Source organism: Thermus sp. LT1-2-5 (assembly GCF_040363165.1).
Taxonomy (GTDB): domain Bacteria; phylum Deinococcota; class Deinococci; order Deinococcales; family Thermaceae; genus Thermus.
This window is the reverse complement of record NZ_BSRG01000001.1, coordinates 228,651-241,835: the sequence shown is the minus strand read 5'-3', so window position 1 is coordinate 241,835 and position 13,185 is coordinate 228,651. Positions and strand designations below refer to the sequence as shown.

The 13,185-nt window shown below is 67.8% G+C and carries 12 protein-coding genes and 1 tRNA gene; 8 read left to right on the top strand and 5 right to left on the bottom strand.

Features of this window, described 5'->3' with window-relative positions:
• The first annotated feature begins 90 nt into the window (after positions 1-90).
• Together ABXG85_RS01215 and metX are read left to right on the top strand one after the other, a co-directional pair.
• Complete coding sequence (locus ABXG85_RS01215; protein ID WP_353511911.1) at positions 91-1,356, top strand: O-acetylhomoserine aminocarboxypropyltransferase/cysteine synthase family protein; 1,266 nt, start codon at positions 91-93, stop codon at positions 1,354-1,356.
• Entirely contained in the window at positions 1,353-2,495 is a 1,143-nt protein-coding gene (gene metX, locus ABXG85_RS01210) for a homoserine O-acetyltransferase MetX (protein WP_353511910.1), read from the top strand. Before ABXG85_RS01215 ends, metX begins: the two co-directional genes overlap by 4 nt.
• Here metX and mnmE read toward each other — a convergent pair whose 3' ends face one another.
• From mnmE to ychF, 5 genes are all read right to left on the bottom strand, one after another.
• Complete coding sequence (gene mnmE / locus ABXG85_RS01205) at positions 2,496-3,800, bottom strand: tRNA uridine-5-carboxymethylaminomethyl(34) synthesis GTPase MnmE (protein ID WP_353511909.1); 1,305 nt, start codon at positions 3,798-3,800, stop codon at positions 2,496-2,498.
• Positions 3,784-4,992 (bottom strand): potassium/proton antiporter, encoded by a 1,209-nt coding sequence (locus tag ABXG85_RS01200; protein ID WP_353511908.1) that lies wholly within the window; start codon positions 4,990-4,992, stop codon positions 3,784-3,786. Before ABXG85_RS01200 ends, mnmE begins: the two co-directional genes overlap by 17 nt.
• A 9-nt stretch (positions 4,993-5,001) precedes the next feature.
• Positions 5,002-6,276 (bottom strand): glutamate-1-semialdehyde 2,1-aminomutase, encoded by a 1,275-nt coding sequence (gene hemL / locus ABXG85_RS01195; RefSeq protein WP_353511907.1) that lies wholly within the window; start codon positions 6,274-6,276, stop codon positions 5,002-5,004.
• Positions 6,277-6,568: 292 nt separating this feature from the next.
• Positions 6,569-6,645, bottom strand: a tRNA-Met gene (locus tag ABXG85_RS01190).
• Positions 6,646-6,705: 60 nt separating this feature from the next.
• Complete coding sequence (ychF, locus tag ABXG85_RS01185) at positions 6,706-7,812, bottom strand: redox-regulated ATPase YchF (protein WP_353511906.1); 1,107 nt, start codon at positions 7,810-7,812, stop codon at positions 6,706-6,708.
• A 73-nt stretch (positions 7,813-7,885) separates the two neighbouring features.
• Between ychF and deoC the strand changes: the two genes are divergently transcribed.
• From deoC to ABXG85_RS01155, 6 genes are read left to right on the top strand one after another with little or no spacing between them, the layout of a single operon-like run.
• Positions 7,886-8,545, top strand: a complete 660-nt coding sequence (deoC, locus tag ABXG85_RS01180) for a deoxyribose-phosphate aldolase (RefSeq protein ID WP_353511905.1) — start codon at positions 7,886-7,888, stop codon at positions 8,543-8,545.
• On the top strand, positions 8,535-9,659 hold the full coding sequence (locus tag ABXG85_RS01175; RefSeq protein WP_353511904.1) for a phospholipase D-like domain-containing protein: 1,125 nt from the start codon (positions 8,535-8,537) through the stop codon (positions 9,657-9,659). Before deoC ends, ABXG85_RS01175 begins: the two co-directional genes overlap by 11 nt.
• Positions 9,635-10,198 carry a Maf family protein gene (locus tag ABXG85_RS01170; protein ID WP_353511903.1) on the top strand — a complete coding sequence of 188 codons (564 nt, stop codon included), beginning with the start codon at positions 9,635-9,637 and terminating at the stop codon, positions 10,196-10,198. Before ABXG85_RS01175 ends, ABXG85_RS01170 begins: the two co-directional genes overlap by 25 nt.
• Positions 10,195-10,983: a rod shape-determining protein MreC gene (mreC, locus tag ABXG85_RS01165; protein ID WP_353511902.1), complete on the top strand. Its 789-nt coding sequence runs from the start codon at positions 10,195-10,197 to the stop codon at positions 10,981-10,983. Before ABXG85_RS01170 ends, mreC begins: the two co-directional genes overlap by 4 nt.
• Positions 10,980-11,441 carry a rod shape-determining protein MreD gene (gene mreD, locus ABXG85_RS01160; protein WP_353511901.1) on the top strand — a complete coding sequence of 154 codons (462 nt, stop codon included), beginning with the start codon at positions 10,980-10,982 and terminating at the stop codon, positions 11,439-11,441. Before mreC ends, mreD begins: the two co-directional genes overlap by 4 nt.
• Complete coding sequence (locus tag ABXG85_RS01155; protein ID WP_353511900.1) at positions 11,438-13,180, top strand: penicillin-binding transpeptidase domain-containing protein; 1,743 nt, start codon at positions 11,438-11,440, stop codon at positions 13,178-13,180. Before mreD ends, ABXG85_RS01155 begins: the two co-directional genes overlap by 4 nt.
• The last annotated feature ends 5 nt before the right edge of the window (positions 13,181-13,185 follow it).

The following is a 13,185-nucleotide window of genomic DNA, read 5'->3' as shown; positions in this document are numbered from 1 at the left end:
CTTCTTGGCGAGAGAACGGTCTTGCCGGGAAGGGGCTTTTTATGGCCCCTTCCAAGCGCCCCAGGCCGGGTCTTGGAAAGGAGGCCAAGGATGCGCTTTGAAACTTTGCAGCTCCACGCCGGCTACGAGCCGGAACCCACCACCTTAAGCCGTCAGGTCCCCATCTACCCCACCACGAGCTACGTCTTTCAAAGCCCCGAGCACGCCGCCGACCTCTTCGCCCTTAGGGCCTTCGGCAACATCTACTCCCGCATCATGAACCCCACGGTGGAGGTGCTGGAGAAGCGCTTGGCCGCATTGGAAGGAGGAAAAGCGGCTTTGGCCACCAGCAGCGGCCACGCCGCCCAGTTCCTGGCCCTCACCACCTTGGCCCAAGCGGGGGATAACCTCGTTTCCACCCCCAACCTCTACGGCGGCACCTTCAACCAGTTCAAGGTAACCCTGAAACGCCTGGGGATCGAGGTGCGCTTTACCTCCCGCGAGGAGCGGCCCGAGGAGTTCCTGGCCCTCACCGACGAGAACACGCGGGCCTGGTGGGTGGAGAGCGTCGGGAACCCGGCCCTGAATATCCCCGACCTCGAGGCCCTGGCCCAGGCCGCCCGGGAGGTGGGGGTGGCCCTCATCGTGGACAACACCTTCGGCATGGGGGGCTACCTCCTAAGGCCCTTGCAATGGGGGGCCGCCCTGGTCACCCACTCCCTCACCAAATGGGCAGGGGGGCACGGGGCGGTGATCGCCGGGGGCCTGGTGGACGGGGGCAACTTCCCTTGGGATAACGGCCGCTATCCTCTCCTCACGGAGCCCCAGCCCGGGTACCACGGCCTAAGGCTCACCGAGGCCTTTGGGGAGCTGGCCTTCATCGTCAAGGCCCGGGTGGACGGCCTCCGCGACCAAGGGCAGGCCCTAGGGCCCTTCGAGGCCTGGGTGGTGCTCCTGGGGATGGAAACCCTCTCCTTGCGGGCCGAGCGCCACGTGGAGAACACCCTTCACCTGGCCCACTGGCTGCGGGAACACCCCAAGGTGGCCTGGGTGAACTATCCCGGGCTGGCGGACCACCCCCACCACCCCAGGGCCGAGAAGTACTTCCGGGGCAAACCCGGGGCGGTCCTCACCTTCGGCCACAAGGAGGGGTACGAGGGGGCTAAGCGCTTCATCTCCCGCCTGAAGTTGATCTCCCACCTGGCCAACGTGGGGGACACCCGCACCCTGGCCATCCACCCCGCCTCAACCACCCACTCCCAGCTTGCCCCCGAGGAGCAGGCCCTGGCGGGGGTTTCCCCGGAGATGGTGCGGCTTAGTGTGGGCCTGGAGCACGTGGAGGACCTGAAGGCGGAGCTTGCGGAGGCCCTGGTATGAGCGAGATCACCCTCGAGGCCTGGGGCGACCACGAAGCCCTCCTCCTCAAGCCCCCCCGCTCCCCCCTGTCCATCCCCCCGCCCACGCCCCGCACCGCCGTTCTCTTCCCCAGGCGGGAGGGGTTTTACACGGAACTGGGGGGGTTCCTGCCCGAGGTGCGCCTGCGCTTCGAAACCTACGGGCGGCTTTCCCGCAAACGGGACAACGCTGTCCTCGTCTTCCACGCCCTCACGGGAAGCGCCCACCTGGCGGGGACCTACCACGAGGCCACCTTCCAAAGCCTCTCCCCCCTGGAACAGGCCTTTGGCCGGGAGGGGTGGTGGGACAGCCTGGTGGGCCCCGGCCGGATCCTAGACCCCGCCCTTTACTACGTGATCTCCGCCAACCACCTGGGAAGTTGCTACGGCTCCACCGGGCCCCTCTCCCTGGACCCCCGTACGGGGAAGCCCTACGGCCGGGACTTCCCCCCCCTCACCATCCGCGACCTGGCCCGGGCCCAGGCAAGGCTCCTGGACCACCTGGGGGTGGAAAGGGTTGTGGTGATCGGGGGAAGCCTTGGGGGGATGGTGGCCTTGGAGTTCGCCCTCATGTACCCGGAGCGGGTGAAGAAGCTGGTGGTCCTGGCGGCGCCAGCCCGGCATGGGCCCTGGGCCCGGGCCTTCAACCACCTTTCCCGGCAGGCCATTTTGCAAGACCCCGAGTACCAGAAGGGCCACCCCGCCCCCAAGGGCATGGCCCTGGCCCGGGGCATCGCCATGATGAGCTACCGGGCCCCCGAGGGGTTTGAGGCCCGCTGGAGCGCCGAACCCGAGCTGGGGGAAACCTACCTGGACTACCAGGGGGAAAAGTTCCTAAAGCGCTTCCATGCGGAAAGCTACCTGGTCCTCTCCCGGGCCATGGACACCCACGATGTGGGCCGGGGCCGGGGCGGGGTGGAGGAGGCCTTGAGGCGCCTCCGGAGCCTCCCCTCCCTCTTCGTGGGGATCGATACCGACCTCCTCTACCCCGCCTGGGAGGTGCGCCAAGTAGCCCGCTTGAGCGGGGGCCGCTACCGGGAGATCAAGAGCCCCCACGGGCACGACGCCTTCCTCATCGAAACGGACCAGGTGGAGGAGATCCTGGAGGGCTTTTTGCCCTAGCTACTTCCCCACGCAGAAGTTCTGGAACACCCGGGCCACCACCGCCTCGGCCACCTCGGCCCGGCCCCTGAGGGCGCTCAGGGCCTCCAGGGCTTCCTGCAGGGCGAGGCCCATGAGATCCTGGGGCAGGCCCAGGGCCTCCAAAAGCCGCTCCCGCGCCCGGTGGAGCGCCTCCACCTGCCGCTCCGTGAGCAAAAACTCCCCCCCTCCCTCCCCCAGGAGGGCCTTGTGGATGGCTTCCTTCAACCGCTCCATCCCCTCCCCCGTGCGGCTGGACACGGGGAGGAAACCGGGGTCCTCCCAGGCGGGAGGGAGGTCCGCCTTGGTGGCCACCCTGAGGGTGCGCTCCCAGGGCAGGGGGGGCGGGGCGGGCCTGGGGAGGGAGCGGTCCACCACGTAGAGGATGAGGTCCGCCTCCTCGGCGATGCGCAAGGCCCGCTCCACCCCGGCCCGCTCCAGGGGGTCTTCTGTGTCCCGCACCCCGGCGGTGTCCACTGCCACCAGGGGGATGCCGAAGAGCTCCAGGGGGGCCTCGAGGTAGTCCCGGGTGGTGCCGGGAATGGGGGAAACGAGGGCCCGCTCGTAGCCCAAGAGGGCGTTGAGAAGGCTACTTTTCCCGGCGTTGGGGGCGCCGATGAGGGCCAGGCGGGCCCCCTTTTGCGCCAGCCGGGAGGCCCGGGCCTGGGCCAAAAGACCCTCCACCTCCCCCAGGACCTCCCGGATGGTCCTTTCCGCCGCCACGGGCTCCACCCCCTCCTCGGGGTAGTCCAAGAGGGCCTGGATGTGGGCCAGGAGGTCTAAAAGCCTATTCTCCAAAGCCTCGATGCGGCGGGAAAAGGCCCCCTCCAGAGCCCGGAGGGCCTGCCTGCGGGCCAGGTCCCCCTCCGCCTCCACCAGGGCCAAGACCGCCTCCGCCTGGGCCAGGTCCAGCTTGCCGTTCAGGTAGGCCCGCAAGGTGAACTCTCCCGGCCCCGCAGGCCTGGCCCCGGCGGCGTAAAGGGCCTCCAAGACCCGCCGCAGCACCGCCGGGGAGCCGTGGGTGTGGAACTCGCAGGCCTCCTCCCCGGTGTAGGACCGGGGGGCGCGGAAGACCAGAAGAAGGGCCTGGTCCAAGACCTCCCCCGTCACGGGGTCCACCACCTCCCCTAAGGTGAAGCGCCCCCCCTTGAGCCGCCTCGGGTCCTTGCCCCGCCACACCCGGGCCGCCACCTCCAAGGCCCCCTCCCCGGAGAGGCGCACCACCCCGATGGCCCCCTTCCCCGGGGGGGTGGCCACGGCGCAGATGGGGTCACGAAGGGAGCGCATCCGCAGGCTCCTCTTCTAAGCCCAACCCCCGGGCCACAAGCCCCAAGGTGGGTCCTTGAAGCGCCACGGAAAGGAGCACAACGAAAAAGACCAGGTTGAAGAGGACATTGGCTCCAGGAACTCCGGCTAAGAGGGGGTAGGTAGCGAGCACAATGGGCACAGCTCCCCTTAGGCCTACCCATCCCACCAGGAGGACTTCCCGCCAAGACCACCGAAAGGGGAGAAGGCAAAGGGCTATAGCCAGGGGACGGGCTACGAACATTAAGAAAAAGGCTACAAGGGCCCCTTGAAGAGCCACCCCAGGCAATTGAGAGGGAAATACCAATAGGCCTAGCACCAAGAACATCACCACCTGCATGATCCATGCTACACCGTCATGAAAGAGGAGAAGCTCGTCCTTGTGCTTTAAGGATGCGGAGCCCACCACCAACCCTGCCACGTACACGGCAGCAAAACCGCTTCCTCCCAGGACAGCCGTGAGACCGTAGCTGAAAAGTACCAAAGCAAAGCTCAGGAGGAGCCTTAAACCCCGGTAATGGAAGCCAAACTCGTTCCAAGCCCAAGCGGTGACCCGACCCAGGGCATACCCGAGGGCCAGGCCTAAACCCAGCTGTTTGAACCCCATCCACACCAGGTCTCCTGGCCGGGCCACACCCAGAAGGAGAGCCGTGAGGGCCACAGTGAGCAGAATAGCCATGGGATCGTTAACCCCCGATTCCAGCTCAAGAAGGGCCTTAAGCCGTTCCCTAAGCCGCACCCCACGGGCCCGGAGTACGCTGAAGACGGCGGCCGCATCCGTAGAGGAGACGATGGCTCCAAGGAGGAAGCCCAGAAGGGGAGGAAAGCCTAAAACTAGGCTAGCAAAAATGCCCACCAGCCAGGCGGTGAGGACTACCCCCATGGTGGCGAGGACCAGGCCAGGCAGAAAAACCGAGCGCACCCGGGTCCACTCCGTGTCTAAACCGCCGGCAAACAGGATGAAGGCCAGGGCCATCACCCCAAGGCCCTGGGCCAGGCGAGCATCGTCAAAGTAGATGCCCCCGGGACCGTCGGAACCGGCCAGCATCCCTAGGACAAGAAAGAGAAGCAGGGCAGGGATGCCGAACCGTTGCGAAACTCGGCTCAAGAGAATACTCAGAAGAAGAAGGACCGAGCTTCCAAACAAGAAGAGGTCGGCGGAGGCGCCGGCCATGCCCCCATTCTAAAGGGCTTCGTCCAGCGCCTCTAGGGTTCTTTCCACCTCCTTCTCGGTGTGGGCCACGGAGAGGAAGGCCGCCTCGAAGTTGGAGGGCGGCCAGTAGACCCCCCGGTCCAAAAGCCCGTGGAAGAAGCGCTTAAAAAGCTCCGTGTCCGTGCGCCTAGCCTCCTGGAAGGTGCGGACCGGGCCTTCGGTGAAGAAGACGGTCAGCATGGAGCCCATGCGGTTCACGGCATGGGGGATGCCCTTCTCCCCCAGCACCTCCCTAAGCCCCGCCTCCAGCGTGGCCCCTAGGGCCTCCAGCTGGGCGTAGTAGCCCGGGTTTTTCTCCAAGATCTCCAGGGTGGCGAGCCCCGCCGCCATGGCCAAGGGGTTGCCGGAAAGCGTCCCCGCCTGGTAGACGGGCCCCAAGGGGGCCACCTGCTCCATGATCTCCCGCCTCCCGGCGTAGGCGGCGGCGGGAAGCCCTCCGCCCAGGATCTTCCCCAAGGTGACCAGGTCCGGCTTGAGGCCAAGCCGCTCCGTGGCCCCGCCGAAGGCCAAGCGGAAGCCCGTCATCACCTCGTCGGCGATGAGGAGGACGCCGTAGTCCTTGGCCTCGTGCAACGCCTCTAAAAACGCCTCCGTGGGGATGAGGACCCCGGCGTTCCCCACCACCGGCTCAAAGATGATAGCGGCGATCTCCTCGCCCCGGGCGCGCAAAAGCGCCCTCAGCCCCTCGGGGTCGTTGTACTCCAGGACCAGGGTGAGCCGGGCGTACTCCTCGGGCACCCCGGCGCTGGAGGGCACGCCGAAGGTGAGGGCCCCCGAGCCCGCCTCCACCAGGAGGCCGTCCGCATGGCCGTGGTAGTTGCCGCGGAACTTCACCACGTACTTCCTGCCCGTGTACCCCCGGGCGAGGCGGATGGCGGACATGGTAGCCTCGGTCCCGGTGCTCACGAAGCGCACCAGGTCCACCCAGGGGTAGGCCCGCTTCACCGCCTGGGCCAAGGCCACCTCCAAGGGGTGGGGTGCCCCAAAGGTGAGCCCCTTTTCCGCCACCTCCTTCACCCGCGCCACCACCTCGGGGTGGGCGTGGCCTAGGATCAGGGGCCCCCAGCTCATCACGTAGTCCAGGTAGCGGTTGCCGTCGGCGTCAAAGGCGTAGGCGCCTTCCCCCCGCACCAGGAACACGGGGGTTCCCCCCACGGCCCGAAAGGCCCGCACGGGACTGGAAACACCGCCTGGGATGTGCTGGGTTGCCTCGGCGAAAAGCCTGGCGGAGGTGGAGCGTTCCATGCTTCCCACTCTAGCGGCTTGGGGCGGCAAAAAGTAGCCCCAGGGCAAGGAGGGGAACCCCAGCACCCCATCAAGCGCCTAAAGCCCAACACCCGCAAGCCTCGCCGTCCTACCAGAGAACCTCCTGCTATTCCGATAGCCTTTCCATAAAGTTCCTTTTCTGTTCCGTTTTGTACTCGGTTCGTTCACATGATTGTGTTCCCACGACGTGCCCACTAAGGGGGGTGCCCACATGCGGGAAAAAGAAACTTCCGCCCTTGGGAACGGGGCGGAAGCCGTTTTCCTCCGGCGCTGGTGGCGGCGGTGGGACTCGAACCCACGACACCACGATTATGAGTCGTGTGCTCTAACCACCTGAGCTACGCCGCCAAGGGCGCCAGGCAACCCCATCTTAGGGGAGACTTAGGGTTCGGTCAAGCTGGAAGGGGCTCATGCGTTGAAGAGCACATAGATCACATCCCCGTCTTGCACCTCGTAGTCCCTGCCCTCGAGGCGCACCCAACCCCGCTCCTTGGCCCGGGCCCACCCCCCAGCCTCCACCAGCTTGTCCCACGGGATTACCTCGGCCCGGATGAAGCCCCGCTCCATGTCCGAGTGGATCTCCCCCGCCGCCTCTGGGGCCTTGGCCCCGTGGCGCACCGTCCAGGCCCGCACCTCCTTCTCCCCGGCGGTGAAGAAGGTGACAAGCCCCAAGGCCCTATACCCCGCCTGGGCCAAGCGTTGCAGGCCGCTTTGTGTGAGGCCATAGGCGGCCAGAAGCTCCTTGGCCTCCTCCTCGGGGAGTTCGGCGAGCTCCGCCTCCAGCTTGGCGGAAACCACCACCACCCCAGCCCCTTCCGCCTCGGCCTTCCTCCGCACCGCCTGGACGTAGGGGTTCCCTTCCCCCTCGGGAAGGTCCTCCTCCGCCACGTTGGCCACGTAGATCACCGGTTTGGCGGTGAGGAGGGGGGTTTCCTTCAGGAAGCGGCGCACCTCGTCGGAAGGGGGATAGGTGCGGGCGGGCCGCCCCTCCTGGAGGTGGGCGTAAAGCGCCTCTCCCGCCTCCAAGAGGGGAAGCTTTTCCCGGTCGGCCCGGGCCTCCTTGCGCAGGCGCTCAAGGCGGCGCTCCAAGGTGGCTAAGTCGGCGAGGAAGAGCTCGGTTTCCACCACCTCCGCATCCTCCAAGGGGTCCACCCGGCCCATGACGTGGACCACCTCGGGGTCGGGGAAGCAACGGAGGACGTGGGCGATGGCCGCCACCTCGCGGATGTGGGCCAAGAACTGGTTGCCCAAGCCCTCCCCTTTGTGGGCCCCCTTCACGAGGCCGGCGATGTCCACAAACTCCACGTGGGTGGGCACCACGGGGGGCACCCGCTCCCCTTTGGCGAAGACCTTCTGCAAGGCGTAAAGCCTTTCATCCTCCAGGGGCACCACCCCCACGTTCTTGTCTATGGTGGCGAAGGGGTAGTTGGCCGCCAAGGCGCCCGCCCGGGTCAGGGCGTTGAAGAGGGTGGACTTGCCCACGTTGGGTAGACCTACGATGCCGACTGCAAGCATGCTTACCTCAAAAAAAGCCCCGCTTGGGGGCCTCTTTTCATCCTATCACGCCCCTTGCGTATGATGGCAGGGTATGGACCTAGCAGCCCACATCGATCACACCCTCCTGAAGCCCACCGCCACCCCGGAAGAGATTTTGAAGGTGGCGGAAGAGGCCCTGGAGTACGGCTTCTATGGCCTTTGCATCCCCCCTTCCTACGTGGGCTTCGTGCGGGAGCGCTACCCCCATGCGCCCTTCCGCCTGGTGACGGTGGTGGGCTTCCCCTTGGGGTACCAGGAGAAGGAGGTGAAGGCCCTCGAGGCCAGCCTAGCCTACGCCCGGGGGGCGGAGGAAATCGACATGGTGGTCCACCTGGGCCGGGCCCTCGCGGGAGACCTGGCCTACGTGGAGGAGGAGGTGCGCACCGTGCGCCAGGCGGTGCCCCGGGCGGTGCTCAAGGTGATCCTGGAAACGGGGTACTTCACCCCGGAGGCCTTGGAGGCCCTGGCGGAGGCCGCCATCCGGGGCGGGGCCGACTTCCTCAAGACCTCCACGGGCTTTGGCCCCCGGGGGGCGAGCCTCGAGGACGTGGAACTCCTGGTGCGGGTGGCCCGGGGCCGGGCCCAGGTTAAGGCGGCGGGGGGCATCCGCCACCGGGAAACCGCCCTCAAGCTCCTGGCGGCGGGGGCGAGCCGGCTTGGCACCTCCAGCGGCGTGGCCTTGGTGCGGGGGGAGGAGGCGGGTGGGTACTAGGCGGCGGAGGCCAAAGACCCTGGGGGGGCTTCCCGGCTACCTGGTCCTCCTCGTCCTTCTCCTCCTTTGGGCCTACCAGGAGCTCCGCAAGCCCGCCCCACCCCTGCCGGAGGCGGGAGGGGCTGAGGCCTACTTCATGCCCCAGGAGGGGGACAGGGCCAAGGCCCGGCTCCTCGCCCTCATGGCCTCGGCGGAGGAGAGCCTGGACGGGGCCTTCTACGAGTTCCGCGACCTCCAAATCGCCCGCGGGCTCCTGGAGGCCAAGGCCCGGGGGGTGCGGGTGCGCCTCTACGGGGAAAGCGACTACCGGGACGACTTCCGCCGCTATTTGCTGGCCGCCTCCTTGGGGCAGAAGGAGGAGCCGCCCCGCCTGCCCCGCGCCCTCCTGCGGGAGGTAAAGCCCCTTGCCCCGGGATGCGAGGAAATCGCCGGCATCCCCGTCTGCTACGACGAGCGGGAGGGCTTTATGCACCACAAGTTCCTGGTGGTGGACCAGAAGGCGGTCTGGACGGGGAGCGTGAACATGACCTGGAACGCCTTCGCCCGCAACAACGAAAACGCCCTCCTCCTCCCCTCCCCCACCCTGGCGGAGGGCTACGCCCGGGAGTTCCAGGCCCTCTTTAGCGGGGTCAAGGAGGGCCTGGGCCGCCCCGTGGCCTTCGCCCTGGAAGGGGTGGAGGGGGTGGCCTACTTTAGCCCCAAGGGGGGCGGCCTCGCCCAGGAGGCCATCCTCAGAGCGGTCCGGGGGGTCAAGCAAGAGGTCCTGGTGGCCGCCTTCGTCCTCACGGACCGGGAGATCGTGGACGCCCTCCTAGAGGCCAAGGGGCGCGGTGTGGAGGTGCGGGTGGTCCTCGAGGCCCGAAACCTGGGGGACAGCCGGGACGAGGCCCTGGCGCAAGGGGGCATTCCCGTGCGCAAGGACGCTAACCCCTACACCCTCCACCACAAGGTCATGGTCCTGGACGGCACCCAGGTGATCACGGGGAGCTACAACTTCTCCTTCCGGGCCCGGGAGGTCAACAACGAAAACCTCCTGGTCCTAAAAAGCCCCTCCCTGGCGGAGGCCTACCGAAAGGAGGTGTTAAGGCTTTGGCAGGCGGGCGAACCCCTTTAGTCCTGGCCTCGGGAAGCCCTAGGCGCAAGGCCCTCCTCGAGGCCCTGGGCTACCCCCTAAAGGTGGTGGTCCCCGGGGTGGCGGAGGAGGACCTGGCCCTTCCCCCGCCCGAGCTCGCCCTAACCCTCGCCCGCCGCAAGGGGGAAAGGGTGGAAGGGGCCTGGGTCCTGGCGGCGGACACCGTGGTGGACCTGGAGGGCAAGGCCTTGGGCAAGCCCAAGGACCCGGAGGAAAACCGCCTCTTCCTCCGGCTCCTTTCCGGCAGAACCCACCGGGTGCACACCGCCATCTACCTGCGCACGCCTTGGGACGTGGTGGTGGAGGTGCACACGGCTGCGGTGCGCTTCCGCGCCCTCACCGAAGAGGAGATCGCCTGGTACGTGCAAAGCGGCGAGGGCCTGGACAAGGCGGGGGGTTATGGGGCCCAGGGGCTCGGCATGGCCCTTTTGGAGCGGGTGGAAGGGGACTTCTACACGGTGGTGGGCCTGCCCGTGGCCCGGGTCTTCGCCCTCCTTTGGCAAAGGGGGTTCAGGCCGTGAGCGAGACCGCCCTGCGCCGCCTCCTCTTCCTCCTCCTCCTGGCCTTGGGGCTCGCCCTGGCCGCCCTTACCCGGCCCCTAGCCCCCCGGGTGGCCCTCGGCCTCTCCCCCCTCACCGCCCCCCTTCCTGCCCTGGGCCACCGCCTGGGGGAGAACCTAAGGGCAAACCTCGCCGCCCTGATGAACCGCCAGGACCTCTACGGGGAAAACCGGGCCCTGCGAGCCCAGGTGGCGGCGTTGGAGGCGGAGAACAAGCGGCTGCGCCTGGAGGTGGAGCGGCTTTCCCGGGCCCTCAAGGTGCGGCAGGAGCAGGCCCCGGGGGTGGTGGCCGTGGCCCCCGTGGTGGGGGAAGACCTTTCGGGGCTTTACCGCCGCCTGGTCATCGGCCTGGGGGAGCAGGAGGGGATCCGGGTGGGCATGCCCGTCACCGCCCCCGAGGGGCTCGTGGGCTTGGTGGTGGAGGTGGAGGCCCACCGGGCCCTGGTGCGCACCCTCCTGGACCCGGAAAGCCAGGTGGGGGTGCGCCCCGAGAAGGCCCTGGGCCGGGGCGTGGCCCGCGGCGCCCCCCCGGACCGGCTCCTGGCGGAGTTTCCCCCCTCGGTCCAGGTGGCCCCCGGGGAGCTCCTCCTCACCGGGGCCCCCCTGGGCCTCTTCCCTGCGGGCATCCCCGTGGGGAGGGTGGAGCGGGTGGAACGGGTGCAAGGGGGGCTGAAGCTTAGGGCTTGGGCCAAGCCCTTGGTGGAGCTTTCCCTCCTGGAGGAGGTCATCGTCCTGAGGCCCCTATGACGGCGCTTCTCGCCCTTTTTCTAACCCTCTTCCTGGCTGGGCTTTTGGGGGCAGTCTGGCCCCAGGGGCTCATGGCCCCGGACCTCTTCCTGGTCCTCGCCCTTTGGTACGCCTGGGGAAGGCCCTACTACCTGGGGCTTCCCGCCGCCTTCCTCCTGGGCCTCCTGCAGGACCTCCTGGGCTTCGGGCTCCTGGGCCTCCACGCCACGGGGCTCCTTTTCGCCGCCTACGCTTTTTATGCGGCAAGCCGCCGCCTGGTGGCGGGGGAAGCCCTGGGAGCGCTTTTCGCCTTCCTTTGGGCTTTTTTGGCCAAGTGGTTCGGCTACTTCCTGGTGGCCTACTGGCTCCGCCTGGAGCTTCCGCCCCTCTTGCCCTTGGACCTCTTTTTGGAGGGGCTTGTTACCCTTCCCCTCTTCCTCCTCGCCCTCCGCCTGGGCGGCTTGGGTAAGGCGCCATGACCGCACGGCTTTACGCCCTCATGGTCTTCTTCCTCCTGGCCTTCGCCCTCCTTGGGCTTAGGGCCTGGCAGCTCCAGGTCTTGGAGCACGAGAAGTACGCCCTAAAGAGCCAAGGGAACTACCTGAAGACCGAGGGCATCCCCGCCCCCAGGGGGAGGATCCTGGACCGCAAGGGCCGGGTCCTCGCCCAGGACCGCCTGGTGGTGGACCTGGTGTACGAGGGGGGAGAGGTGGCCTTCAAGGAACGGCTCCTTCCCCTTTTGGGCCTGAAGGAGCTTCCCAAGGCGCCCGGGGTGCTCAAGGCCGGGGTGCCGGAACACCTCCTCCCCACCCTGGCGGAACTCACCGCCGGGCAGAAGAACCTGAGGTTGGTGGAGCGGATTGAGCGCCACTACCCCAACCCCATCTCGGGACCCGTCCTGGGCTACGTCCTTCAGGCCAACGCCGAGCAGGTGAAGCGGGGCTATAGCCCGGACGAGCAGGTGGGCCAGGCGGGCCTCGAGGCCGCCTTGGAACCCGAGCTCCGGGGCAAGCGGGGGGTGAGGGCGGTGGAGGTGAACGTCCGGGGGGAGCGCCTGCGGGAAACCATCTTGGAAGAACCCACCCCTGGGCAGGACGTGGTCCTGACCCTGGATTTGGACCTACAGCGGGCGGCGGAGCGGGCCCTGGAGGAGGCTCTAAGCGACATCAACGCCGGCCGCAGGCTAAACGGCCTCCCCCTCGATACCCGGGTCAAGGGGGCCATCGTGGCCCTGGACCCCCGCACCGGGGAGGTCCTGGCCATGGCCAGCGCCCCCTCCTTTGACCCCAGCCTCTTCGCTAAGCGCCCTGTGCCCAAGGAGGTGCAAGACCTCCTTCAGGACAAGGACCTTCCCCTTTTGAACCGGGCCTTACAGCCCTACACCCCGGGCTCCACCTTCAAGCTCGCCACCAGCTACGCCCTCCTGGAGGAGGGGTACGTGGGCCCAGGCACCACCTACCGCTGTAGCCCCTACATCGTCTACGGCGGCCAGGTGCGGCGCAACTGGGCCACCCGGGACATGGGCCCCATGACGGTGCGGGAGGCCATCGCCTGGAGCTGCAACACCTGGTACTACCAGGCGGTGGCCCAAGACCCCTTGGGCTTCGTGGACCGCCTGGCGGCCCGGGCCCGGCTCTTGGGCCTAGGGGAGCCCACGGGGGTGGAGGTGGCGGAGAAGACGGGCCTCCTCCCCACCCGCGCCTGGAAGCGGGAAACCTTTGGGGAGCCCTGGTACCCCGGGGAAACCCTCTCCGTGGCCATCGGCCAGGGCGCGGTCCTGGCCACCCCAGCCCAGATCGCCCGGATGCTGGCCACCTTGGCCAACGGGGGGAAGAAGCCCCGGCTCCACCTGGTGAAGCGGATCGGCAAGGAGGAGGTAAAGCCCGCCCTAGAGCCGGTACCGGGCCGCTTCTTCGGCGTGCTCCAAGAAGGCCTGCGCAAAACCGTCACCGAGGGCACTGCCCACCATGTCTTGGGCAACTTCCCCGTGCCCACCGGGGGCAAAACGGGCACCGCGGAAACCCCGGGCAAGCGCCGGGGCCTGGAGCACGCCTGGTACATGGGTTATGGCCCCACGGACCCCCAAAGCCCCCTCCCGCCCCTGGTGGTGGTGGCCTTCTTCGAAAACGGCGGGGAAGGAAGCCGGGTGGCCTTGCCGGCGGTGCGCAAGGTGATGGAGGCCTATTGGAAGGTAGGCCAGGAGGCCCAGGCCCGGTAGAATGA

Excerpts from the sequence above, each read along its gene's own strand:
- ABXG85_RS01215 (WP_353511911.1), top strand. The coding sequence starts at position 91 with ATGCGCTTTGAAACTTTGCAGCTCCACGCCGGCTACGAGCCGGAACCC.
- metX (WP_353511910.1), top strand. The coding sequence starts at position 1,353 with ATGAGCGAGATCACCCTCGAGGCCTGGGGCGACCACGAAGCCCTCCTC.
- mnmE (WP_353511909.1), bottom strand. The coding sequence starts at position 3,800 with ATGCGCTCCCTTCGTGACCCCATCTGCGCCGTGGCCACCCCCCCGGGG.
- ABXG85_RS01200 (WP_353511908.1), bottom strand. The coding sequence starts at position 4,992 with ATGGCCGGCGCCTCCGCCGACCTCTTCTTGTTTGGAAGCTCGGTCCTT.
- hemL (WP_353511907.1), bottom strand. The coding sequence starts at position 6,276 with ATGGAACGCTCCACCTCCGCCAGGCTTTTCGCCGAGGCAACCCAGCAC.
- ychF (WP_353511906.1), bottom strand. The coding sequence starts at position 7,812 with ATGCTTGCAGTCGGCATCGTAGGTCTACCCAACGTGGGCAAGTCCACC.
- deoC (WP_353511905.1), top strand. The coding sequence starts at position 7,886 with ATGGACCTAGCAGCCCACATCGATCACACCCTCCTGAAGCCCACCGCC.
- mreD (WP_353511901.1), top strand. The coding sequence starts at position 10,980 with ATGACGGCGCTTCTCGCCCTTTTTCTAACCCTCTTCCTGGCTGGGCTT.
- ABXG85_RS01155 (WP_353511900.1), top strand. The coding sequence starts at position 11,438 with ATGACCGCACGGCTTTACGCCCTCATGGTCTTCTTCCTCCTGGCCTTC.